This window comes from Nocardia iowensis, from assembly GCF_019222765.1.
Taxonomy (GTDB): Bacteria; Actinomycetota; Actinomycetes; order Mycobacteriales; family Mycobacteriaceae; genus Nocardia; species Nocardia iowensis.
The window spans coordinates 110,081-134,196 of the sequence record NZ_CP078145.1 but is presented as its reverse complement, the minus strand read 5'-3'; the positions used below and the strand labels follow the sequence as shown (position 1 = coordinate 134,196).

Genomic DNA, 24,116 nt, shown 5'->3' with positions numbered 1-24,116 from the left:
CGTCGAGCGGCCGTTGCCGCGGCGCCGAATGGCCGGAACTCGGTTAGCTGTCCCCGTCGTTGCTCTCGGCCTGATCCTGGCGGGCTGCGAAAGCTCGGGCGACGACGGTCACGCCCAGGGTGCGACCGGATCGTTGAGCACGACAAACGACATCAATCCGAAGGACCGCAGCGAGTTACGCGACGGTGGCAACCTACGGCTGGCGATCACGTCACTGCCGGAGAACTGGAACACACTGTCCGTCGACGGTAACGATGGCCAGATCGCGAGCATCGTCCGTCCGACGCTGCCGCGTGCCTTCAAAACCGACGCCGCGGGCAAGCTTTCGATCGACACCAACTACTTCACCGATATCCAGCTGACCGGCACCAACCCGCAGCAGGTCACCTACACGATCAATCCGAAGGCCGTGTGGTCCGACGGCTCCCCCATCACCTGGGAGGATCTGCGGTCGCAGGCGGCGGCCATGAGCAATGCCGACAAGGAATTCCTGATCGCGCAGACGTTCGGCTTCGACCGCGTAGAGAAGGTCGAACGCGGAGTCGACGACCGGCAGGCGGTCATCACGTTCCGGCAGCCGTATGCGGAATGGCAAGGTCAGTTCGCCGGTGAGGCCTTCCTGTACCCGAAGTCGGTCACCGCGAATCCGGAGGCTTTCAATAAGAGTCTCGTCGACGGCATCACCCTTACCGCAGGGCCATTCGTGGTGCAGTCGCTCGATCGCACCCAGCGACGTATCGTTCTCGGCCGCAACCCGAAGTGGTGGGGCGACACCCCGAAGCTCGACTCCATCACATTCAGCGTGCTCGACAGTTCCGCTTTCCTGCCCGCGTTGCAGAACAACGAGATCGACGCGGTCGGGATCGGCACCATCGATGACGTACGGACGGCGCGCAACACACCCGGTATCGCCATACGCAGGGCGACAAGCAACTTCTGGGGTCATTTGCGATTCAACGGTGCGCCCGGGTCCATCCTCGAGGATCCCAAGCTGCGGGTCGCCATCTCGAAGGCTATCGATCGGCAGGGCATCGTCACCGCCATCCACAACGGCATGGTCGAGAACCCGAAGCCGTTGAACAACCATGTTTTCCTCGAAGGCCAAGAGGGCTATCAGGACAACTCGGCTCCGATCGCGTACGACCCGGCCGCCGCCGCCCGAATGCTCGACGAACTCGGCTGGAAACTCAACGGCGACGTCCGCGAGAAGGACGGCCGGAAACTCGAGATCCGCGACGTCATGTACAACAGCCAGGGCTGGATCCAAATGGCCCAGATCATCCAGCAGAATCTCGCCCAGGTCGGCGTCAAACTGATCATTGAGCCCAGGCCGGGCCAGGGCCTGTTCACCGACGTCATCCGCCCCGGCAACTTCGATGTCGCGCAATACTCCCTCTCCGGTGACGCCTTCGCCATCGGCGATCTCGCCCAGCAGTTCGCGTACAACCCCGACGATATGCAGGGCAACTACGGCCGCATAGGCTCACCGGAGCTCAATGCCCTCATCGAACGCACCGTCTCCGAACTCGACCCGAAGAAGGTCATTGAACTGGCCAACGAGGTAGACCGCAAGGTCTTCGAATTAGGGCACTCGCTGCCGTTGTATCAGACCCCCGGCAACGTGGGGGTGCGTGCGGAGCTCGCCAACTATGGCGCCGCCGGGCTCGCCTCCTACGACTACACCAAAATCGGTTTCGTGAAGTAGGCGTTCCCGGTTGTCTATTGAACAGGAAGGTCCCCGTATGAGGATTCGCTCGCTAGGCGCGCGATTCGCTATCCCGTGCGTCGCCATCGGGCTGATCGTGGCTGGTTGCTCCGACAACGGCAGCGTCACGCCGGGCACGAGTGACATCGGCAGCACCAACGACATCAACCCGAAGGATCCGAGCGAACTGCGCGACGGCGGCAATCTACGGCTGTCGCTGACCGCAATGCCGGAAACGTTCAACTATCTGCACGTCGACGGTGGCACCGAGAACACCTCCGCCATTGCCGCGCCGACCATGCCCTCGCCGTTCACCAGTAACGCCGCGGGTGAGCTCTCCGTGGATCACAACTTCTTCACCGATGTGAAGCTGACAAGTACCAGCCCGCAGCAGGTCACCTACACGATCAATCCGAAGGCCGTGTGGTCCGACGGTTTACCGATCACCTGGGAGGATCTGCGCTCGCAGGCCGCCGCGCTGAGTGGCCGGGACAACCGGTTCCTCGTGTCGTCCACCAGCGGTTTCGAACGTGTCGAGAAGGTCGAGCGCGGGGTCGACGATCGGCAGGCGGTCGTCACCTTCAACAAGCCCTATTCCGAATGGAAGGGCCAGTTCAGCTACCTGTACCCGAAGGAAACCACGGCGACCCCTGAGGCGTTCAACGACCGCGACCGGAACGCCCTGATGCTCAGCGCGGGTCCTTTCACGATCACCGAAATAGACCGTAGCCAGAACCGGATCGTCTTGGGCCGGAACCCGAAGTGGTGGGGACCGACGCCGAAGCTGGACTCGATCACGTTCAGCGTGCTCGACAGCACGGCGTGGCTGCCCGCGATTCAGAACAACGAGCTCGACTACGCCTACATGTCGGGCATCGAGAATGTGACCGGCGCACGCAATTCCAAGAATATCGTCATCCGCCGCACCCCTGAGCCGAGCTGGTCGCACCTGACCTTCAACGGCGCACCCGGCGCGCTGCTCGAGGACCCCCAGCTGCGCATCGCGATCTCGAAGGCGATCGATCGGCAGGGTTTGGTCACCGCGGCACAGAACGGGGTGGTCGACGATCCGAAGCCGCTGAACAATCACATCTTCATGGCGGGTCAGAAGGGCTATCAAGACAATTCGGCGCCCATCGCCTACGATCCGGACGCGGCCGCGCGGATGCTGGATGAGCTGGGCTGGAAGCTCAACGGTGACGTGCGCGAGAAGGACGGGCGCAAGCTCGAGCTCCGCGATGTGATGTACCAGCAGGACCAGTGGGTGCAGACCGCGCAGATCGTGCAGCAGAACCTGGCGCGGGTCGGGGTGAAGTTGAATATCCAAACCGTGCCCGGTGCTGGGTTGTTCAAGAACGTCATCGATCCAGGCAATTTCGATATCGCCCAGTTCACTTGGGGCGGTAGTGTTCTCCCGCTCAGCGCGCTGCCGCAGATCTACGCCTATGACCCGAACAACCTGATGGGCAACAAGGCACGCATCGGTTCACCGGAGCTGAACGCGCTGATCGAACGCACGATCTCGGAGCTCGATCCGGACAAGGCCATCGAGCTGGCCAACCAGTGTGATCAAATGATCTGGGCCTCGGGTTATTCCGTCCCGCTGCAGCAGGCGTCCGGTACCTACGCCGTCCGCGACAATCTCGCCAATTACGGCGCGTTCGGCCTCGCTACCCCTGACTACACCAAAGTGGGCTTCCTGAAGTGAGTTTCGGGTCAGGCCAGCCCCTGGCCTATCCGATCAGCGTGACGATCGGCGCCCTGGCGGTATGCCTCGCCTGGGCGCCGTTCGGCGATCTGGACCAGGTGGCGGGGTTGGCTACGGTGGGGTTGGGGATTGTCGGGTACTCGGGGTATCGGATGGCTGTTGCGGTGGGGGTGTTCGCGTTCTGGCCTTCGGGAAGTGCACGTAGCGTGGGTGTTTCCCGAATTCGGCAACAGCATCGGCTGCTCAGTCGGTCCTGGCTCGAGATCAGCGGATCAGGTCGGCCGCGGTGGCTGCCGGTCTATTTCGATTCGGCTTTGCTGACGCTCACCGAGACCAGGGGGGAGGTCACTGACCGGACCGTCCACGTCGCTGGGCACCGTCTCTATCCGGCCGGTCGCATCCGCACCACGGAGCCGCCGGGGCGGCTGATCGATAATCCGTCCCGTCCCGATCCGGAAGCCCCTGCCCTCGCCACGACCGCGACCCGCCTGCGTCGACGCCTGCTGCTCGATGCCCAGTCCACCGTTGCCGCCCCTTTCGCGGCGCTCATGTGGATATATGTCGATGACGGCGACTTCACCACCTTCCTCGCCGCCACGTCGGTCGCCGCCGCCACCGCACTCTGGCTTTCCGCGATTCGCGGTTCCGACCCCAGCTGACCTCGTAGCCAGTCCGCCGGTGGCTTCGCTGGATGCCACGCACCAAGGGGTCCGTCACCAAATTGGTCTGACCACTTGACCTCCTTACCTATCCTGGCGCAAAGTGTGAGCATGGCGTTGCAACCTGTGGTCAAGCGGTCGGTGTCGGGCGATGTTTTCGAGCAGATCGCGGCGGATGTGCTGAGTGGGGAATTGGCGCCGGGGGTGGCATTGCCGAGTGAGCGGCAGTTGGCGGAGGCGCTGGGGGTATCGCGGCCCGCGGTACGGGAGGCGTTGCAGCGGCTGGCGGCGGCGGGGCTGGTTGCGGTGCGGCAGGGGGATGCGACGACCGTGCTGGATTATCGGCGGGGGGCGGGGCTGGAGGTTTTGCCACGACTACTGGTGCAGGCCGGAGAGTTGGATCCGGGTGTGGCGCGCAGCATTCTGGAGGCGCGGCTGCACAACGGCCCCAAGGTGGCCGAACTGGCTGCCATCCGGCTCGGCGCGACGGATTCGGCGACCGTCGGCGCGACATTGGCCGCAAGCGTCGAAGCGCTTGCCGCAGAAGACGATCCGGTGGCGCAACAACGGCATGCGATGGAGTTCTGGGATCACGTCGTCGACGCGGCCGACTCGATCGTCTTCCGGCTGATGTTCAACATGCTGCGCGCCGCTTATGAGCCCGCGCTCGCTGCGCTGGCCCCGATCATGTCCGCCGAGGTGGGCAATGTCGATGCCTACCGGGAACTGGCCGCCGCCATTGTGGCGGGCCGGCCGCAAGAGGCCGCCGATACCGCTCGGGCCTTGCTCGAGCCGGCGACCACCGCTCTGATCGACGTCCTCGACGGACACTGATCACGCTTCAGCTAGGAAACACCATGACGAAACCCCGGTCCCCTCAGCAGGATTCAGCGAGCGCCCGGGTGCGCAGGGACGAACGGTCACTGCGCCGTGGGCTCACCCTCGACGCGGCCTTGCGCGAGTTCCTCCGCCATCCCTCGCCCTGGCTCATCGGCGTCACCTTGGTCGCGGCCCTGATCGGCCGAATCCTGGTCGGCGACTGGCAACCGACCGACGCGCTGGTGCCAGCGGTGATGCTCGCGGCGTTCCCGGTCTTCGAGTGGATCGTGCATGTCACCGTATTGCATTGGCGGCCACGCCGACTCGGCCCGATTCCGATCGACAGCGAGCTGGCCCGCAAACACCGGGAACACCACGTGGATCCGCGAAACATCCCGCTGATCTTCATCCCGACCAAGACCCTGTCGGCACTCGTGGTCCTCCTGGTCGCCTTGGCCGCCTTCGCTTTCCCGCGCACCGGCCTAGGCCTGACCTTCCTCATCACCATCACCGTCCTCGGCCTCACCTACGAGTGGACCCACTACCTGATCCACACCGACTACAAGCCGAAGCACTCGCTCTACCGCGCGATCTGGCGCAACCACCGCCACCACCACTACAAGAACGAGCACTACTGGTTCACCGTCACCACCTCGGGCACCGCCGACCGCCTCTTCGGCACCCACCCCGACCCCGCAACAACGGACACCTCCCCCACCGCCCGCAACCTCCACCCTGCCTGACCGCCCGGAAGACCCAGGACGCCGTTCGAACGGGACCTGACTGTGCGGCCACTCGGACTTCGCCGCACCCAGGTCCCGCTGGACGGAACAGAGTCAGTCGGCGTCGCGGCGGAGGGCGACGATTCGACGGAACGTGCTCTTGAAGTCCTCGTAAACATCCGCACCGACCGCGTCGGCGAGCCGACGCTCCATGTCCACGAAGAGGGCGTCGGAGCGCTTCATCTGATCCAAGCCGAGTTCGGTCGGGACGATGAGCTTTGCGCGGCGGTCGTCCGGGTCGGGTTCGCGGCGGACGTAACCGAGTTCGATGAGCTCGTCCACGAGCGTGCTGATCACCTGCTTGTGCTGGCCGGACCGCTTGGCGAGATCGGCCGCCCGGCTGCCCTCCTCGTCGAGGTAGGCCAGCACCGCTCCATGCTTGGGCCGGAACCGCTCGTGGCCTTGGCCCGCCAGCGTGTCGTACACCTCCTGCTGCAACGACACCAGCAGTCTCCCGGAGAGAATCCCCAGGTCCGGGTCGCTTTCCTTGCGCTCATGACGTCTCACCCAAGCACACCTCATTTAGTCACTAATCTTGACGGTCACTAATATTGACTATATGTTCGCACCTTGTCCGAGCCAACACCCTTGCCAAGCGGGAGCGAACATGTCCGTGAACCTCACCATCGTCTACTACTCCGCGACCGGAACGATCGCCGAACTCGCCGCCGTCATGGCCGACATCGCCGAGCAGGCGGGCAATCAGGTGCGGGTGCGCCGGGTCGCCGAGCTGGCACCGCAGTCGGCGATCGATGCCAACCCGGCGTGGGTGGCCAATATCGCGGCGACCGCACATCTACCCCTGGCCACCCACGAGGATCTCATCTGGGCCGATGCGGTGATCATGGGATCGCCGACCCGATTCGGCAATATCGCCGCGCAGCTCAAGCAGTTCCTCGACACCTTGAGCGGGCCATGGAGTCAGGGCCTGCTCGCGGACAAGGTCTACAGCGGATTCACCTCGGCAGGCACCGCACACGGTGGACACGAGTCGACCTTGCTCGCGCTGACCAACACCTTCATCCACCTCGGCGGCGTCATCGTCCCACCCGGTTACACCCATCCCGATAAGTTCACAGACGGAAACCCTTACGGCACTTCGCATTGCACGCGAAACGGGACCTACGCCGTCGACGAGGTCGCACGCGCCGCGGCCAAGGTGCAGGTCGAGCGGGTGCTGCGATTCGCACACGCCAACCAGAACGCACCCACCCCCGTCTGACCCGTCGGCCCCAGTGGTGAATGAGGCTGGGCGGTGCTGCTGGTCGGCTCGGTAATCGCGGGCGCCGCAGGCAATGTCGGCGTCGAGCTCGCGGGCCGGGCGATTCAGGGCGGCGGCGCGGCGCTGATCGCGCCGTCGGCACTCACCCTGCTCAGGCTGCTGTTCGGTTCCTCGCCACAGGAATTGACGAAAGGCGCTCGCGGTATACGAAGCGGCGGCACCCGCCGGCGGCACCGCGGGCGTCTTCCTCGGCGGCGTCATCACCGAGTAATCAGCTGGCCGTGGGTCTTCGATATCTGCGGCGGGTGGCATGGCACTGGCGTTCATACCCTCGCTGGGTACCGCTATCTCGGCAGCCCGACCGGAAGAGGGCGGGCTCGCCGCAGGCATCGTCAACGTCGGATATCAGGTCGGTTCGGCCATCGGTCTGGCCGCGATGACCGCCGTTGCCGCCGCGTTCGGTGCCGATCGGGTAGGCGATGCATCCGAGCTGACCAGCGGTTTCTCCGCAGCCTTCCTTGGTGCGGCGACCATCGCACTCGTCGGTGCCGGGTTCACGGCGGTCACCATGCGCGTACCGGCAACGGATTCCGCGGCCGGTATGGATTGACAAAGTACCCTAGGGGGGTATGGTAAGAACAAGTTCAGCAAAAGGAGAGACCAGATGAGCACCGCAGCCACCACCACCGCCACTGTCACGGTCACCGGAATGACCTGCGGATGCTGCGCCAACTCGGTCCGCGACGAGATCGGCCGTGTACCCGGCGTCACGGCCGTCGCCGTCGATCTCACCGACGGCACGGTCACCGTCGACAGCGCGGCCCAACTCCAGCCCGACGTGATCGCCACCGCGGTCGTCCGAGCCGGTTACGCGGTCGCCGACTGACGCACAGCAACTCGGAAACGGAGCATCCGATGCACGCAACCACGAAATTCGCCGGGTTCGCCCTCGGTCTGGCCGCCGTCTTCGGGATCGCTCTCGCGACCGGAGCGGTGCTCGGCCCGGAACCCGCCGCGCCCACCGCACACGATTCGAACGCACACGAGGACGGGCCCCGCCCCGCAGAGGTACTTGGAGGAATGATGGCCACCGATGGCGGATACACCCTGCGGCTCGATACCGCGCTCACCACCGCGGCGCCGAACGTCCCGCTGCGCTTCCGCATCCTGGGTTCCGATGGCGCGCCGCTCACCCGCTACCAGCGCAACCACGACAAGGACCTGCACCTGATCGTGGTCCGTCGCGACATGGTCGCCTTCCAGCACGTCCACCCCACCCTCGACGGCGACGGAACCTGGAGCGTCCCACTGGATCTCACCCGGGCGGGCGACTATCGAGTGTTCGCGGACTTCAGCCCCGAGGGTGGCGACAACCTGACCCTCGGCGCGGACCTGCGGGTCGCGGGCAACTATGACCCGCAGCCGCTGCCGGTCGCGGCGACCACCAGCACGGTCGGCGGTTACACCGTCACCCTCGACGGCACCGTCACCCCTGGTCAAGCCTCGAAGGTCATCTTGTCTGTGAGCCGGGACGGCAAGCCGGTCACCGACCTCCAGCCGTACCTGGCGGCCTACGGTCACCTCGTCGCGCTCCGCACCGCCGACCTCGCCTACCTGCACGTCCACCCGGACGGCCACCCCGGCGACGGCATTACCCCGGCAGGGCCGGGCATCACCTTCTATGTGACCGCGCCGAGCGCGGGCGACTACCGGCTGTTCCTCGACTTCCAGCACGAAGGAGTGGTCCGCACAGCCGAATTCACGCTGACCGTCGGCCCGGGAGCAGCGGCTGCCGAGCCAGCGGCGACGCACGACGGCGCAGCCACGCCCGAACCCGCACACAACGGACACGGCGGCGCCACACCCGCACCGGCACACGGCCACTGAGCGCCGGAGCGGGCCACCGCCATCGAGCCCGCGGCTACCCGATCTACCGTGCCGCACAGAACGGAGCACACGATGACCACCAGGACACAACCACCCGGCACCGGGCAGGTCGAATTGGTGATCGGCGGCATGACCTGCGCGTCCTGCGCCAATCGCATCGAGAAGAAGCTGAACAAGCTCGACGGTGTCACCGCAACTGTGAACTACGCGACCGAGAAGGCGCGCGTGGATATCACCGGTGACGTCTCGCCGGAGGCTTTGATCGCCACAGTCGAGCAGGCTGGATACCGCGCGACACTGCCCGCGCCGACGGCGGCGGCCCCGGAAAGCACTGTCGCCGAATCGGATCCGACGGCCGCACTGCGGACGCGGCTGCTGGTCTCGCTGGTGCTGACCGTGCCGGTGATCGCGATGGCGATGATCCCCGCGCTGCAGTTCACCAACTGGCAGTGGCTGTCGCTGACGCTGGCGGCGCCGGTCGTGGTGTGGGGCGCGCTGCCGTTCCACCGAGCGGCGTGGACCAACCTGCGCCACGGCACGGCGACCATGGACACCCTGGTGTCGATGGGAACCCTTGCGGCACTGGGCTGGTCGCTGTACGCGCTGTTCTGGGGCACCGCCGGGACGCCTGGCATGACGCACCCGTTCGAGTTCACCATCTCCCGGATGGACGGCGCGGGCAGCATCTACCTGGAGGCCGCGGCGGGCGTCACCACGTTCATCCTGGCCGGGCGCTTCTTCGAGGCGCGGTCCAAGCGGCGAGCCGGTGCGGCGCTGCGGGCGCTGCTCGAGCTCGGCGCCAAGGAGGTCTCGGTGCTGCGCGACGGCACCGAGCAGCGGATACCGGTGGAGCAGTTGGCCGTCGGCGATCGGTTCGTGGTTCGTCCCGGTGAGAAGATCGCCACCGACGGTGTCGTGGCGGAAGGGTCGTCGGCGGTCGACGCCTCGATGTTGACCGGCGAATCCGTGCCGGTCGAGGTCGGGCCCGACGATGCGGTGGTCGGCGCCACCGTGAATGTCGGCGGACGGATAGTGGTGCGCGCCAATCGGATCGGCTCTGACACGCAGCTGGCGCAGATGGCGAAGCTGGTCGAGGACGCGCAAGCCGGTAAGGCGCAGGCGCAGCGGCTGGCCGACCAGATCTCCGGCTTCTTCGTGCCGATCGTGATCGCGCTGTCGGTCGCGACGCTCGGATTCTGGCTCGGCACCGGTGGTTCCGTCGCGGCGGCCTTCACCGCGGCGGTCGCGGTGCTGATCATCGCCTGCCCGTGCGCCCTCGGCCTGGCGACGCCGACCGCGCTCATGGTTGGCACCGGTCGAGGTGCGCAGCTCGGCATCCTGATCAAGGGGCCAGAAGTATTGGAATCGACCAGGCGGGTGGACACCGTGGTGCTCGACAAGACGGGCACCGTCACCACCGGCCGGATGACGCTGCTGGATGTCGTTGCGGCCGAGGGCGAAGACGCTGGCCAGGTGCTCGCTCTTGCTGGGGCGCTGGAGGATTCGTCCGAACACCCGATCGCACAGGCGATCGCCAAGGGTGCCAAGGAGGTCGGTGCGCTGCGAACCGTGGAGGGGTTCGCGAATATCGAGGGCCTCGGTGTGCAGGGCGTGGTGGATGGGCACGCGGTGATCGTCGGACGGGCCAGTCTGCTCGCGGACTGGGCGCAGCAGCTGGATGCCGATCTGGAGCGGGCCATGCAGGCCGCCGAGGCCGCGGGTAAGACCGCGGTGGCGGTGGGTTGGGACGGCAAGGCGCGCGGCGTGCTCGTGGTCGCGGATACGGTGAAACCGACCTCCGCCGAGGCGATTTCGCAACTGCGGGCACTCGGGCTGACGCCGATCATGCTGACCGGCGACAATCGGGCTGCCGCCGAGGCCATCGCCGCACAGGTCGGCATCGACGCGGTGATCGCGGAGGTGCTGCCGCAGGACAAGGTCGACACCGTCAAGCGGCTGCAAGCCGAGGGCAAGGTCGTCGCGATGGTCGGTGACGGCGTCAACGACGCCGCGGCCTTGGCCCAGGCCGACCTCGGCTTGGCCATGGGCACCGGCACCGACGTCGCCATCGAGGCAAGCGACCTCACCCTCGTCCGCGGCGACCTACGCGCCGCCGTCGACGCAATCCGCTTGTCCCGCAAGACCTTGAGCACCATCAAGGGCAACCTGTTCTGGGCCTTCGCCTACAACGTGGCCGCGATCCCTCTGGCCATGGCAGGCCTGCTGAACCCGATGCTCGCAGGCGCCGCCATGGCCTTCTCCTCGGTCTTCGTCGTCAGCAACAGCCTGCGCCTACGCACCTTCCGCTCCACCGCCCAGTAGTCACCGGAGCACCCGAACGGGACGGCACCCCACGGTGCCGTCCCGTTCGTCGTTCCGAGTTCAACGCCGGATGCCCACTGGTCCCACCGCAATATCGAGGCGACACCGCCCGGATCGCACGGCCGCGATTCAGGTGCGGCCGATTCAGGCGCGCGGCCGATTGAACTACGCCAGAGTTATTCGACCGTGTGATGCCGTGCTCGGCGCTTCGAGGAAGGCGGATGCGTGGTCGGTGGCCCATTCGGCGTAGGTGTGGGATGGGCGGGCGAGGATTTGGGAGAGGTCGTCGGTGATGATGGCGTTGCCGCCTGCTCGGACGTAGGCCTGGCCGTCCAGGGCGCCGTCGATGAAATCGGGGGACATGCCTGCGGCGCGCATATGTTCTCGGGCAGCGTGGTCCGGCACGTCGATTACGTCCACCGTACGGTTGAGCACGATGGACAGGGTGGCGGCTTGGTCGGCGCTGGTGAGCAGTTCGGGGCCGGTGAGGGTGTAGATGCGGCCTGCGTGGGTGGGCGAGAGCAGTGATTCGACGGCGGCCGCGGCGACGTCGCGCGGGTCGACTACGCCCTGTTTACCGGTGCCGGTCATGCTGGGCACGGGCTGACCGGCGCGGATCGCCTCGGCCCAGCTCAGCGTGTTGGAGGCGAAGGAGCTCGGGCGCAGGATGGTCCATTCGACGCCGCTCTCCCGAGCCGCCTGTTCGCCGGGCAGGTGCCAGGTGCCGACGCGGCCGAGGGCGGTGTCGCCGGTACCGATGGCCGAAAGTTTCACGATGCGGCGGACTCCGGCGTCGCGGGCGGCGGTGATCAGTGCCCGGTCGGCGTCGATGTATTCCGGGCCTAGGACGCCGACGATGAACGCGGCTTCGGCACCGGCTAGCGCGGCTGCCATCGATGCGGTGTCCAGGAAGTCGCCGCGGACCACCTCGACGCCGGCGGGCAGCTGCGCCGTCGCCGTGTCTCGCGTGACGGCGCGGATCTGCTCGCCGCGCGCCGCCAACTGGCGGACGATTTCGCTGCCGATGGTGCCCGTGGCACCGGTGATCAGAATCATGAGCACCACGCTGCCGTCCGGACGGCCGGGTTCTCTAGGAAATTTCGGCACACCTATCGGCACGCGAAATGCTTACTGTGGATCCGGTGACCACCATGCTGCGTCCGGCGCCAGTCGTGACCGCCGATCTCGTCGAAGCGACGGTACCCGCGCCGGAATCGTTGCGGCCCTGGCTCACCGAATTCGGGTGGGTGCCGACCGTGCGTGATCTGTCCGAATCATTCACCCACCTCCCCCAGGCCGAAATCACGATCGTGCTGCGCGCCGATGTACCGGGCGCACGCGACGCGCTCGTCATCGGTCCGCAGACCAAGGCGTTCTACGCCCATCCGAGCAAACCCGCGGGTTGCACCCGGTTGCGTCTGGCCCCCGGTTCCGCCCGGCCACTGCTCGGTGTTCCCGCGTCCGTGCTCACCGATCGCGTGGTCCGCCTCGCCGAACTACCCGGCGCGGTGGCCGATCTCGCCGATGAGCTGGCGGACCTGGACGCCGACGAGGTTTTTCCGTTCCTGGAAAACGTTCTGCCGCAGCGTATTTCCGAGGACGCGACGCAACGTGCCCAACGTGACCTGCTCCGCTCGGCGGTGCTCACGATTTCGTCGGACCCGGCCGGCCGCTCGGTGCAAAGCCTGGCCGCCGACCTCGCCGTCAGCGAACGGCAACTCCGTAACCTGTTCACAGCGGGAGTCGGCGTCTCCCCCAAGCACTTTGCGCGGATCGATCGCGTGCGGCGAGTCCTGGCCCAAGCCGAAACCATCGCGTGGGGCCAACCCGACAGCCCAAAGCATCACGCCCGCACGGAAACTCCACCACTTTCACTTGCCCAACTCGCCGCCGACAACGGCTATTTCGACCAATCCCACATGACCGCCGACTTTCGCACCCTCATGGGCGTCCCGCCGACTTCCTTCCTGCGTGGCACCCTCCCCACCCCAACCCCTTGCCGCCCGCTAGACCGCATCTAGCTCGCGAGTGGCGGCCCACCTCGGCCGATGCCGCACTCGCGGCCGAGTAACGGTGACCGCCTACGGGTTCTGGCGTTTGGCTCGGCGGCGGGCCAGTTCTTCCTGTTCCAGGATGGCGGCTTCGGCGAGAGTGGGGGCGGTGCCGCCGAGTCGGGCAGGGACCCAGCGGGCGCCGGGCTCCATGGGGTAGTCCCGTTGGGCCTGGGTGAGGAGGTCGCTCATGTGCGTGCGCAGGGTGGTGGTGAGGGCGTCGGGGGCTTCGGCCGGTGGGATGGGTTCGCCGATGCGGATGTTGATCGGAAACTTATGGCGGCCGAGCTTTTTCGGGATGTCCTTGGTCCAGACGCGGTGGGCGCCCCAGATGACCACGGGAATGATCGGAACTCCGGCCTCGATCGCCATGCGGGCGGCGCCGGACTTGAATTCCTTCAGCTCGAAGCTGCGGCTGATGGTCGCTTCGGGATAGACAACGACGAGTTCGCCGTCGCGCAGCGCTTGCACCGCGCGACTGTAGGATTCGGCGCCCGCGGTGCGGTCCACTCCGATTGCCTTGCAGTGCTTCATCAGAAAGCCGACGATGCCGTGCTCGAGCTCGGCCTTCATCATGTATCGGACATTGCGGCCGGACTTGCGCCCGACCAGTCCGACCTCCATGAAGTCCAGGTACGCGGTGTGATTCACGGCCAGCACAGCGCCGCCGGAGCGCGGGATCCGGTGCTGGCCCGCGATATCGATCCGCAGCCCCTGCACCAGGAAAATGGTGCGGACCAAGCCGGTGAGAATGTCGTAAACCGGTTCCCGCGCCATTCGAACTCTCCGCTACTACGTGGCCGTCTTCTTTCGCGCGGCCTTTTCCGCGGCCTCGGCGGCGTCGAGCGCGTCGGCCTCCTCCAGGGTAGGAGCGCTGCCGCCGAGCCGGGCCGGTACCCAGTACGCGCCTGGTTCGTGCACGTAGTCCTGCTGCAGGTCCAGCAACATCTTCTGCATGGTCGAGCGCAGCTTGGCAGTCAACTCCGACGGTGGTTCGAACGGCTGGATCGGTTCGCCGACCGCGATGGAGATCGGAGTGTTGGTGCGACCCAGACGCTTCGGGAAACCCTTGGTCCACACCCGCTGCGCGCCCCAGATGACGATCGGGATGATCGGCACGTCCGCCTCTATTGCCATGCGCGCCGCGCCGGATTTGAATTCCTTGATCTCGAAGCTGCGGCTGATGGTCGCCTCGGGGTACACGCCGACGAGCTCACCGCGCCGCAGGTACTCGACCGCCGCCTGGTAGGAGTCGGCGCCCGCACCCCGGTCGACCGGAATGTGCTTGAGCGCGCGCATGATCGGGCCGGAAATCTTGTCGTCGAAGACTTCCTTCTTGGCCATGAACCGGATGTTGCGCTTGGGAGTGCGCACCGGTAGACCCGCATAGGTGAAATCCATATATCCGGTGTGGTTCACCGCGAGCACGGCACCACCCCGCGCGGGGATATGTTCATCGCCCTTGACGGTGAACTTCAGACCTTCGACGAAGAAGACGGCTCGGGCCAGGCCGATGATCGTCCGGTAGACGGGTTCCACAATTCCGCTAGCGTAGTCGCTGACTGTCCCATCCGGCAGTGCGCCGCCTGTTTGTGCGCCACACCGGGCGCGGGACGGCCCGATCGGACCGCCCAACGCTGTAGAGAAGAGGATCGTCGAAGTGGAACGCCCCCGTCCGAAACCGCGTGGCCGCGACCGGAAAACGCCGCGGGATCGCCATCGGGCAGCACAGCTCGGCCGGACAACACCAGACTCGGACGAACAGACGATGCGTGGTGCGCGATCGGCCCGGCGCGCATTGATCGGCGGCGTTGCCGTGATCGGCGCGTTCGCCCTCGCCGGTTGTGACTCCGCGGTCGGCATCCCGAACGACGAACCGGTGCGGGCCACGGCGGCGACCAAGACCCCACCCGCCGCTGTCCCGACCACTCAGGACAGCGCGACGCCGTCGGCCGCCGTACCCCCGGTCGGCGTCGTCGCAGAGTTGCCCGCCGCCGTACAGCGCTGGGCCGACGACCTGAAGACCAGCACCATCACTCAACTGCAGGCCAAATGCTGGACCATCGCGCCGAGGAACGTGGCCGAGATGTACAGCGACGAGGAAGCCATTCTGGCCGCCCTCGCCCAGCCGGGCACCGCCACGCAGGACAGCGTCACCTGGAAGAACCGGACCACCACGGTTGCCGTCGAGCGCACCGCCATGGACAGCGGCTACGCGTGCCCCCGGGTAGCGTCGGCGGGCGCCGATATCGAGTACAACGAGGCCGACGCCAGGCACACCGTGCGCCGCTACCTGGCCAGGTTCGTCGGCAGGCCACTCGATGCGGCCGACAAGGAAGGCGCTTATCCCCTGGTCTGCAAGCCGTCACCGGCGACCTGGGATCCCACCGGCACCGGCAAGGTGATCCCCGCCCCGCTGGCCAACAATCCGGGCAAGCTGACCGGCGCCACCTCGTTCGCCGATCAGGAAATCCGTTCCGAGCGGTTGCGCGAGGACTACGTCGCGGTCAAGGTCCCGGTGACCAACTCGTCGGGAGTGACCCAGACCCGCACCTTCACCCTGACCGCCGGGGCACAGGGCTACTGCATCGGCGACGTTTCCGCCTAACAACTACCCTGGATGGCTGGTAACGGTCAGGAGGAGCAGCTCGTGCAGATCACCAGCGTCGGACACGCCGGATTCCACATCCGCACCGCGGCCGGGACGATCCTTTGCGATCCCTGGGTGAACCCCGCGTACTTCGGTTCGTGGTTCCCGTTCCCCGACAACTCCCAGCTGGACTGGGACGAGCTGGGCAATTGCGACTTCCTGTACGTCTCGCACCTGCACCGTGACCACTTCGACGCGGTGAACCTGGCTGCGCACGTCAACAAGGACGCGACGGTGCTGCTGCCGGACTACCCGGTGCCGGATCTCAAGCGAGAGCTGGAGAAGCTCGGCTTCCACAAGTTCTTCGAGACCGAGGACTCGGTCAAGCACACCATCACCGGTCGGGGCGCCGAGCTCGACATCATGATCATCGCGTTGCGCGCGCCCGCCGACGGTCCGATCGGCGACTCCGGGCTGGTCGTCTCCGACGGGGAGACCACCTGTTTCAACATGAATGACGCCCGGCCGGTGGACATGGATGTGCTGCACGACGCGTTCGGCCACATCGACATCCATCTGCTGCAGTACTCGGGCGCGATCTGGTACCCGATGGTCTACGACATCCCGAGCCGGACCAAGTCGAACTTCGGTAAGCAGAAGCGGCAGCGCGGAATGGACCGGTGCCGTAGTTATATCGAGCAGGTCGGGGCCACCTGGGTGGTGCCGTCGGCGGGACCGCCGGTGTTCCTCGACGACGAGCTGCGCTACCTCAACGACGACCACGGCGACGAGGGCAACATCTTCCCGGACCAGATGGTGTTCCTGGAACAGATGAAGATCCACGGCAACGAGGGCGGGATCCTGATGATCCCCGGCTCGGTCGCCGACCTGCGTGGTGGCGAACTGACGCTGAGCCATCCGTTCGAGCCGGGGTTGATCTACGACAACAAGGCCGAATACATCGAGCTGATGGCGCAGCGGATGGCACCGGTGTTGGCGGCCGAAAAGGCTTCCTGGGCAACCGGTGACGAGCCACTGCTGGAACCGTTGAAGGCGCTGTTCGAGCCGATCATGGCGCAGAGCGATCTGATCTGCGACGGCATCGGCTACCCGGTCGGCCTGGTACTCGGCGACGAGACCGTGGTGCTCGACTTCCCCAAGCGGGTGGTGCGCGGGCCCATCGAGGGAGAAGGCAAGTACCGCTACGGTTTCCGCATCGCCCCCGAATTGGTGCGCACCGTGTTGCGGGACAACGAGCCCGACTGGGTGAACACGATCTTCCTGTCCACCCGTTTCCAGGCGTGGCGGATCGGCGGTTACAACGAATTCCTCTACACGTTCTTCAAATGCCTCACCGATGAGCGGATCGCGTACGCCGACGGATGGTTCGCCGAGGCGCACGACGATTCCGCCTCGACCGAATTGTCCGGATGGGAAGTGCAGCGCCGCTGCCCGCACCTCAAGGCGGACTTGTCGAAATTCGGTGTGGTGGAGGGAAACACCCTCACCTGCAACCTGCACGGTTGGCAGTGGGATCTGGAATCCGGCCGCTGCAAAACGTCCAAGGGGCATGAACTGCGCGCCCGCAAGCTGACCTGAGCCATCGGACCCGCCCGGAGGCGGGTTCGTCGACGGGGAGGCTTGCTCGACGGCAAGTGCCACGCGGGCTACCGCAGTGCGGTGGGCTTGCGCAGCTCGGCATCCCCGATCCCACCCGTGCCGCGGCACGATGGGTTGCGGACGGCAGCGCTGGTCAGGGGCGTGAACGAGTGGCTATCGCGACGGCGGCGAGGGTCAGGATGCTGCCTGCTACCGCAGGGGCGGACAAGCCCGCGCTGGTGGGGGTGGCGATGTCCAGGGCGATGGACATCAGGAGTTGGCCGGCTACTGAGGTGAGGCCGAGTAGGAGTACGCCGATCCAGCGGACGGTGATGGCGGCGAGGGCGATGAAGGCGACGCCGATGAGGCCGCCGAGGTAGAGCCAAGGCTGGGTGGGGAATTCGGCGGGCCAGCCGGTGCCGATCAGTACGGCAGCCTCCACCAGGAGCAGTGCGACGAGGCCGACGCAGAAGTTCACCAAGGTGGCGGACAGCGAGCCGCCGACCGCACCGACGCGGCCGTTGACCGCCTGCTGCCAGGCCAGGCCGATGCCTGCCAGAGCGGGCAGGACGATGAGCAGCGCGGTCGGTGCGCCGCGCAGCGCGTCGGGCACCGAGAGGGCGCCGGCCGGTGCGTCCGAACGTCCCGCTCCGGCGAGCAGCACCGCGAGCACGGCGAGAGCGGCACCGCCCAATCGCAATGCGGTAACCGGCGTACGGCCGTTGGGGGCCAAGCCGAGTCGATCGACCACCAGGCTGCTCAGCAGTTGACCCGCGACCGTGGCGACGGTGAAGGCGGTGACGCCGATCGCGACAACGGTCAGACCTTGACAGGCGACGAAGAAGGCGCCACACAGCCCACCGAGCAGCTGCCACGGGCGGAGCGTGCCCGCAGCCAACGCGCTGCGCACCCGCACCACACCATCCCGAAGACGGCTGCTCAGCAAGAACGCGATAACGAGGATCAGCAGACCGGAGCCGAAACTGATGGTGGCGGCGGCGATTCCATCATGCAGCCGGGCCCCCAGCGCGCCGTTGATCCGGCCCTGCACCGCCACCCCGGCACCGATGCCGAACCCGAACACCAGCCCCCACCGCACCCGCACGTCCACACCCGGCACGGTACCGTCGCGATCTCGTACCACCGCTCGCGCGCCGCGTCCGACGCGAGTCTCGCAGGCAGAGTGCCCTCGGCTGGGGTAGGTCAGCCTGCGCGGAGGGCGGGGCGGGTGGCGTAGGTGTCGTGGCGGGCGTAGGTGCGGTCGCCACCGTTGCGGGCGATGGAGCCGCGGACCAGGCGGGTGCGGATGCGGGCACCGAGGTTCTCGTGGAAGCGGGTGGCGCCGGGGAGGATTCGGCGCGGTAGCTCGAGGGCGCCGTTGACCACGGCGGTGGCCATGACCGCGCTCTGGAAGAACCGGCTGTCGGGGAGACCGAGGAAGTCGGCGTTGCTCGGACCGAGAATGATTCGGCTGTACGCGACCATGTAGCTGGTGATCACCCGGCGAACCGCGCGCTGCGGCGCGGTGTCGTCGCCGACGAACAGGCCACCCGCGGCGGGGATGAGGGCCTGAGCCAGGCGCTGGGAGTCCGCGTCGGGGATGAATTCGGTGTCGGCGAGAATCCAGAAGGCGCGCCAAGTGTCGGTCTCACAGGTCGGCAGGATCTCCGGGTCGACGCCGAGCAGGAAGCCGACGTAGCGCCAGAGCTGGAACACCGCGTCCTTCTCCTTGGCCGAGAATTGCAGGCCGAGCGCTTGCGCGCCGACGAGATTCGCCATGGAGAACAGGCCGAGGGTGCCGACGGTGAGCACCTGGTTGACCGGATGGTCCCAGGCCTCGTAGTCCCAGTCGGGGCGCCGGTTCATGCCCGCCCGCACCAGCGCGTGCATCAACCGCACCCGCAGCACACTCTTGTAGCCGACGGCATTGCGGTCCAGGCCGCCGGGTGTCGTCACGTCCAACCACCACTGGGTGGTTTCGGCGAGCCTGCGCGGTGCCATCGCGTCGAGGTCGCCGGTGCCGACCAGGGTCTTGTCCGCGCGGGAAGCGAGATAGCCGCCCATCAGGGCGAACATGCCCATCGCGATGCCACCCCAGACGCTGGTGCGGCCGACGACGCGGGCGCCACGGTCGATCTTGGCGCGGTCCAGCCAGTACGGGTCCGCCTCCACCTGTGCGAAGAACGCGGTCAACTCCGGCGGTGCGTCGGGCACGGCGTCGATGCCGCGTTCGACCGCGACCTCGAACATGCGGCGGCCCTCGCCGACGGGCAGTCGCTTGAACATCGCGACCATCTCGTCCGCGAGCGGATCACCCACCTGGGTGAACCGGCGGAACGAATCGCGCTGCGCGGCGGTGCAGCTCAGGTCGCCCGGCGCCATCACCGGCACGGCGTACTTGAAGGGAAACTCCGTGAACAACTGCGGAGTGGGGAGTTTCTGGTTGTCATGCGCCATTGCACTTCGCCCATCGGATCGAGGTTCGCGGTCGGCTCGACGTCGAGCACATTCTGACAAGACCGTCCCACAAAATCAGATATCTGGCAAGGATGTATGCCAGAATGACTCGGATGGCTACCACCTCGCGGTCCTACGGCGGCGTACCGATCGAGCAGCGCAGGGCGCGCCGTCGCGCCGCACTCCTCGACGCCGCGCAGGAAATCATCGGCACCTCGGGTTTCGCCAAGCTGACCGTCTCAAGACTGTGCACCGAGGCCAAGCTGTCCGAGCGGTACTACTACGAGAGCTTCGGCGATCTCGACACAGTGTTCAGCGAAGTGTTCGATCGGATCGTCGACGAGATCGGCCAGGCGGCGGTCACCGCGTTCGTCACGACACCCACCGACATCCGCGCCAAGACCAGGGCCGCCATCGCCGCCGCCATCGACCTGATCGCCGACGACCCGCGCAAGGCACGCATCGCCACCGTCGAAGCGCAACTGAACCCGGCGCTGCTGATGCGCCGAGCCGAAGTGATGCGCTCCTTCGCGGGCATCATGATGGCGGTATGCGCCGACGAGGTGGGCGCCGACATCGTCGAAAGTGCCGGCGACCAAGCCGAATTCGCCGCAACCCACCTCCTCGGCGGCCTCTGGGAAACCACCAACAGCTGGCTGACCGGCACCCTCCCCATCACCCGCGCCACCCTCATCGACCGCTCCACCGACCAATTCCTCCTCACCGCAAGCCATCTCATCGGCGTCCCCCTCGCCTAGCTCCGCCTTGGCCACCGACATCACTGCGGCGTTGACCGAGAAACGGCTCCGTGGTGTCCCGCTCGGCCGGTCGGACGGCTGGGGTGGTTTGGGCGGCGGTAGGCAGGGGCGTTGTTACTTCTGGTCCGCCGACTCGGCGGCTCTCGGGGGTAGCCAGGAGGGGGTCAACAGGGCGATCGGGAGCATGGTGGCGCCTAGTAGGGCGAGGATGGTGGGCATCGACCACCAGAGGGTGGCCAGGGCGGCGAAGGCGAATACGGCGAGGGAGACGACCTCGCCGAGTAGGCCGGATACCGAGGTGACGGTGGCTCGGGCCTGGCCCTCGATCGCGTCCTGGAGGCGGGCTCCGGCGACTACACCGGCGTTGTAGACGATGCCGTAGGAGATGCCGATCGCGGTGAATCCGAGGGTGGTGAGCACATAGACGGCGCTGGAACGGTGGGCGGCCAGACCTGCGATCATGGCACCACCGAGGAACAGGATCGCGCCGATGCCGACGGCGATCGCCATGGTGCGAGCGGACATGCGCTCGGTGCGACCGGCCAGCACCGAGCCCACCAGGGAGCCGAGCACGGTCAGGCCGACGAGCAGCGGCACCACCGCCGTCGCCACCCCTACCGACTCGGCGAGCAGCGCGAAGTACTCGTCGAAGGCCGTGATGCCGAACAGCAACGCACCGAGGAACACACCATTGCGCACCGCTCGCACTCGAATCGCTTCCGCAACACCGGTTTTCAACATGCTGAGGTATCGATCGAACGGGCCGGACCCGGTCACCGGGCCGGAGGGGCCGCTCAACTGGCCATGGAAACCGGTGGATAGTGCGTGGTCGCACGCCGAGACGGCTTCTCGCGACATGGCCGAGGAGCCGACTCCGGCAGCTCCGTGCCCCGTCGACAGGAACGAATCGCCCTCCCCTGCAACCTCTTCCAACTCATCGACGTCCACGGCGGATACCGCCTTCGGCGCACTGGGCAACGACATCGCGATCACCGTGTGCAACGCGGCGAAACCCACACTGCTCCAACCGATCAGCGCGTACCCGCCCCAGAGGTACAGCGGCGTACCGGCAACGATGCCGACGACGATGGCGGTTTCCGAGGCAGCCCGGGTGTAGCCGAGGATGCGGGCGTAGGCGCCCTGCTCGCCGCGGGCGACGAGGTCGTCGTAGAGGAGTGCCTCGAAGGTGCCGGACACCAAAGCGCCTGCCGTGCCCCACAGTACGAATCCGAGGGCGAAGCCGAGATAGGTCGGGGCAAGCGTCCACAGGGCGAATCCGCCCGTCAGCAGGACACCACTGAGGATCAGCAGAGCGCGCCGCGATACCGTGTCCGCCCAGGCACCGGAGGGCACCTCGAGCAGGAACGCGGTGGTCGACCAGATTGCGAACAGCGAGGAAATCTGCCCGGTGCTCAGCCCGTGATCGGCGAACAGCAGGGAGTAGAGCCCGTAGAACGGAATCAGGTCGCCGATGCTCTTAAAGAGCACCGCGCGAACCGTGAGGGAACGCAGCGAGTGAACTGTGCCGGTGTTACCCGTCAGCCGGGTGAACAGCCGTCTGACAGATCAATAGGCGTAGATGAGCAAGCGCATGTGGATCAGCATGCGCAGCCGCGCGGGCGGCGTCAAGCGTTTATCCGAGCGGCAGCCAGCCATTTGCGGCGTGCCTGGAATCGCCGTCGTCGAGCTCCCGGTCCGCGGCGCCTGGGCCGACCCGGCCGTGGTTCTCGTTGAGGTCGCTGATCAGGTCCGCGACCGGGTGCGAGTCGCTGTAGTGATAGCCCTGGGCGAGGGCGAAGCCGAGCTCGGTGAGCACCGCGGCCTGGTATTCGGTTTCCACGCCCTCGGCGATCACTTGGAGGTCGAGTGCGCTGCTCAACGCCGCGATCACGCCGAGCAGCGGCGGTGCCGGGGAGTCGGAGCGGATCGCGGCGACGAAGGACTGGTCGACCTTGAGGATGTCGCTCGGCAGCGTGGCCAGCCTGCTGAGCGAGGAGTATCCGGTGCCGAAGTCGTCGATGGCGATGCGCACGCCTCGGTCGCGCAGCGTGTGCAGGTTCGCGATGGCGGTGTGCGATTCGGCGGCCAGTTCGCTCTCGGTCACCTCGAGTACCAGTTGTTCGGCCGGCCAGCCGGTGCTGGCGAGGATGTTCGCGACCCGGTCGGCATAGCCCGCTTCGGCCAGTTCCAAGCCGCTGACGTTGACGTTCAGCGTCAGATCGAGCTGGGCGAAGGTCTCCTGCAGCCGGGCCGCGTCGGCACAGGCCCGGCGCAACACCAGCTCGTCCAGATCGGAGATGAGATCGTATTCCTCGGCGACCCGGATCAGTCCCTCGGTGGTGACATCCGGCTGCGCACTCGACGACCAGCGCAGCAGCGCCTCCACCCCGACCGCCTTGCCGCCGCCCTCGCTGAGGCTGACGATCGGCTGGTAGTGCACGTCGAGCAGGCCGCGGTCGATGGCTTCGCGCAACTCCACCGCAAGCGGGAGTTGCCGCGACGACTCGAGCACCGTCCGGTTGCGTCCGGCCTGCTTGGCCCGGTACAGCCCGACGTCCGCGCGACTCACCAGCAGCGAGCCGGATTCGCCTGGCTGCCATGAGGTCACGCCCGCGGAACAGCCGGTGGTGACCGCGGCGCGTAGTTGCTCGGTCAGCAAAATGGCGGCCTGCTCGGTGGTGTTCGGCAACAGCATCGCGAACGCGTCACCGCCGTAGCGGGCCAGCCGCTGGTCCGGCGCAAGCAGTTTCGACCAGGTGTCGGCGACCCGCTGCAACACGGCGTCGCCCGCGCGGTGGCCGAGGTGATCGTTGATCTTCTGGAAGCGGTCGAGATCGACCAGCACCAGTGCGAGTCCCTGGCCGGTGCGGGTCGCCTGCTCGATCGCCGAGTTGAGCGCGCGATCGAAGCCGCGCCGGTTCAAAAGCCCGGTCAGCACGTCGATGTCGGCTTCGGACGCCATCCTGGTCAGGATGCCGACGACCACGCCGACGCCGAAGGTCACGCCGGCCGGGATCAACCCGGACCACCACGGCAAGGCGGGATGCACGGGTCGCGCGGGGAGCACCCACATGCACAACGCCATGGCGAAGGTGATGTGCGCGGCGGCCTGCGACCAGGCGAAGAACAGTGCGGCGTCACAGGCGACGAACACATAGAACGCCGCGAGGCTGATGGCGCCGACGGTGTTCGGGAAGGCGTAGACCGCGATCGTCACCAGCACCGTCGCGACGGCGACGTACCCGTGGTGCACAGAGTGCGGCAGTCTGGGCCCCCAGGCGAGCAGGGTGAGCCCGAGCGCCAGCGCAATCGCCGCAGCCGTGCCGACCAGTGGCCGATTACCTTCGTCGCCCGGGGCGATCGCAGTAATCAGCAGACCCAGCACACCACCCATGACGTAGAACGCCCCGGTGGTCCGAGCCATGACCATAGCTGTCGCCAGCGCCGATGCCGCCCGCACCCGGGTTCGGGTATCGCCGCGCGCCCCGATTCCTCGCACGGGGAATAGCCTAGACACAACAAATCCCGGCGGTTGCCACATCCCGTGAATCCGGCAT

The 24,116-nt window shown here is 66.8% G+C and carries 21 protein-coding genes and 1 pseudogene; 14 read left to right on the top strand and 8 right to left on the bottom strand.

All coding sequences use genetic code 11. From position 1 onward, the window contains the following. Positions 1-28 precede the first annotated feature (28 nt). The 5 genes from KV110_RS00610 to KV110_RS00590 all read left to right on the top strand — a co-directional run bounded on the left by KV110_RS00610 (position 29) and on the right by KV110_RS00590 (position 5,634). On the top strand, positions 29-1,705 hold the full coding sequence (locus tag KV110_RS00610) for an ABC transporter family substrate-binding protein (RefSeq protein WP_218478065.1): 1,677 nt from the start codon (positions 29-31) through the stop codon (positions 1,703-1,705). A 37-nt stretch (positions 1,706-1,742) separates the two neighbouring features. Then, positions 1,743-3,413: an ABC transporter family substrate-binding protein gene (locus KV110_RS00605; RefSeq protein ID WP_218472597.1), complete on the top strand. Its 1,671-nt coding sequence runs from the start codon at positions 1,743-1,745 to the stop codon at positions 3,411-3,413. Beyond that, positions 3,410-4,072 carry a hypothetical protein gene (locus KV110_RS00600; protein WP_218472596.1) on the top strand — a complete coding sequence of 221 codons (663 nt, stop codon included), beginning with the start codon at positions 3,410-3,412 and terminating at the stop codon, positions 4,070-4,072. Before KV110_RS00605 ends, KV110_RS00600 begins: the two co-directional genes overlap by 4 nt. A gap of 111 nt (positions 4,073-4,183) precedes the next feature. Further along, positions 4,184-4,906 carry a FadR/GntR family transcriptional regulator gene (locus KV110_RS00595; RefSeq protein WP_218472595.1) on the top strand — a complete coding sequence of 241 codons (723 nt, stop codon included), beginning with the start codon at positions 4,184-4,186 and terminating at the stop codon, positions 4,904-4,906. A gap of 23 nt (positions 4,907-4,929) precedes the next feature. After that, positions 4,930-5,634 (top strand): sterol desaturase family protein, encoded by a 705-nt coding sequence (locus KV110_RS00590; protein WP_218472594.1) that lies wholly within the window; start codon positions 4,930-4,932, stop codon positions 5,632-5,634. A gap of 93 nt (positions 5,635-5,727) precedes the next feature. On the opposite strand, the gene KV110_RS00585 is transcribed toward KV110_RS00590, so the two are convergent. Then, the gene (locus KV110_RS00585) at positions 5,728-6,180 is read right to left on the bottom strand and encodes a MarR family winged helix-turn-helix transcriptional regulator (protein WP_218472593.1); all 453 of its coding nucleotides are present in this window, start codon (positions 6,178-6,180) and stop codon (positions 5,728-5,730) included. 100 nt (positions 6,181-6,280) lie between these two features. On the opposite strand from KV110_RS00585, the gene wrbA reads away from it, so the two are divergent. From wrbA to KV110_RS00560, 5 genes and pseudogenes are all read left to right on the top strand, one after another. Then, positions 6,281-6,895: an NAD(P)H:quinone oxidoreductase gene (wrbA, locus tag KV110_RS00580; protein ID WP_218472592.1), complete on the top strand. Its 615-nt coding sequence runs from the start codon at positions 6,281-6,283 to the stop codon at positions 6,893-6,895. A 24-nt stretch (positions 6,896-6,919) separates the two neighbouring features. Continuing rightward, positions 6,920-7,505: pseudogene (locus KV110_RS00575) on the top strand (MFS transporter); the annotation flags it as partial. Positions 7,506-7,559: 54 nt separating this feature from the next. Next, a complete protein-coding gene (locus KV110_RS00570) occupies positions 7,560-7,781 on the top strand; it encodes a heavy-metal-associated domain-containing protein (protein ID WP_218472591.1) in 222 nt (73 codons plus the stop codon). Positions 7,782-7,810: 29 nt separating this feature from the next. Then, on the top strand, positions 7,811-8,782 hold the full coding sequence (locus tag KV110_RS00565; RefSeq protein ID WP_246634286.1) for a DUF748 domain-containing protein: 972 nt from the start codon (positions 7,811-7,813) through the stop codon (positions 8,780-8,782). A 72-nt stretch (positions 8,783-8,854) separates the two neighbouring features. Next, complete coding sequence (locus tag KV110_RS00560) at positions 8,855-11,104, top strand: heavy metal translocating P-type ATPase (RefSeq protein WP_218472590.1); 2,250 nt, start codon at positions 8,855-8,857, stop codon at positions 11,102-11,104. Positions 11,105-11,269: 165 nt separating this feature from the next. Here the strand turns inward: KV110_RS00560 and KV110_RS00555 are convergent, their stop codons facing one another. Next, positions 11,270-12,160, bottom strand: a complete 891-nt coding sequence (locus KV110_RS00555; protein WP_218472589.1) for an NAD(P)H-binding protein — start codon at positions 12,158-12,160, stop codon at positions 11,270-11,272. A gap of 95 nt (positions 12,161-12,255) precedes the next feature. Between KV110_RS00555 and KV110_RS00550 the strand changes: the two genes are divergently transcribed. Continuing rightward, positions 12,256-13,125 carry an AraC family transcriptional regulator gene (locus KV110_RS00550; RefSeq protein WP_478356838.1) on the top strand — a complete coding sequence of 290 codons (870 nt, stop codon included), beginning with the start codon at positions 12,256-12,258 and terminating at the stop codon, positions 13,123-13,125. Between the two features lie 60 nt (positions 13,126-13,185). Here KV110_RS00550 and KV110_RS00545 read toward each other — a convergent pair whose 3' ends face one another. Beyond that, on the bottom strand, positions 13,186-13,932 hold the full coding sequence (locus tag KV110_RS00545; RefSeq protein WP_218472587.1) for a lysophospholipid acyltransferase family protein: 747 nt from the start codon (positions 13,930-13,932) through the stop codon (positions 13,186-13,188). Positions 13,933-13,947: 15 nt separating this feature from the next. Next, entirely contained in the window at positions 13,948-14,694 is a 747-nt protein-coding gene (locus tag KV110_RS00540) for a lysophospholipid acyltransferase family protein (RefSeq protein ID WP_218472586.1), read from the bottom strand. A gap of 229 nt (positions 14,695-14,923) precedes the next feature. Here KV110_RS00540 and KV110_RS00535 point away from each other — a divergent pair, with 229 nt between their 5' ends. After that, entirely contained in the window at positions 14,924-15,763 is an 840-nt protein-coding gene (locus tag KV110_RS00535) for a hypothetical protein (RefSeq protein ID WP_246634285.1), read from the top strand. A 42-nt stretch (positions 15,764-15,805) separates the two neighbouring features. Further along, positions 15,806-17,344 carry a Rieske 2Fe-2S domain-containing protein gene (locus KV110_RS00530; RefSeq protein WP_218472585.1) on the top strand — a complete coding sequence of 513 codons (1,539 nt, stop codon included), beginning with the start codon at positions 15,806-15,808 and terminating at the stop codon, positions 17,342-17,344. A gap of 154 nt (positions 17,345-17,498) precedes the next feature. Here KV110_RS00530 and KV110_RS00525 read toward each other — a convergent pair whose 3' ends face one another. Both KV110_RS00525 and KV110_RS00520 read right to left on the bottom strand, forming a co-directional pair. Next, positions 17,499-18,455, bottom strand: coding sequence for a DMT family transporter (locus KV110_RS00525; RefSeq protein WP_246634284.1), 957 nt, complete (start codon positions 18,453-18,455; stop codon positions 17,499-17,501). Positions 18,456-18,547: 92 nt separating this feature from the next. Beyond that, on the bottom strand, positions 18,548-19,801 hold the full coding sequence (locus tag KV110_RS00520) for an oxygenase MpaB family protein (RefSeq protein ID WP_218472584.1): 1,254 nt from the start codon (positions 19,799-19,801) through the stop codon (positions 18,548-18,550). A 113-nt stretch (positions 19,802-19,914) separates the two neighbouring features. On the opposite strand from KV110_RS00520, the gene KV110_RS00515 reads away from it, so the two are divergent. Then, complete coding sequence (locus KV110_RS00515) at positions 19,915-20,559, top strand: TetR/AcrR family transcriptional regulator (protein WP_218472583.1); 645 nt, start codon at positions 19,915-19,917, stop codon at positions 20,557-20,559. Between the two features lie 114 nt (positions 20,560-20,673). On the opposite strand, the gene KV110_RS00510 is transcribed toward KV110_RS00515, so the two are convergent. Beyond that, a complete protein-coding gene (locus tag KV110_RS00510) occupies positions 20,674-22,047 on the bottom strand; it encodes an MFS transporter (protein ID WP_246634283.1) in 1,374 nt (457 codons plus the stop codon). A 145-nt stretch (positions 22,048-22,192) separates the two neighbouring features. Further along, complete coding sequence (locus KV110_RS00505) at positions 22,193-24,058, bottom strand: putative bifunctional diguanylate cyclase/phosphodiesterase (protein ID WP_246634282.1); 1,866 nt, start codon at positions 24,056-24,058, stop codon at positions 22,193-22,195. Between the last annotated feature and the right edge of the window lie 58 nt (positions 24,059-24,116).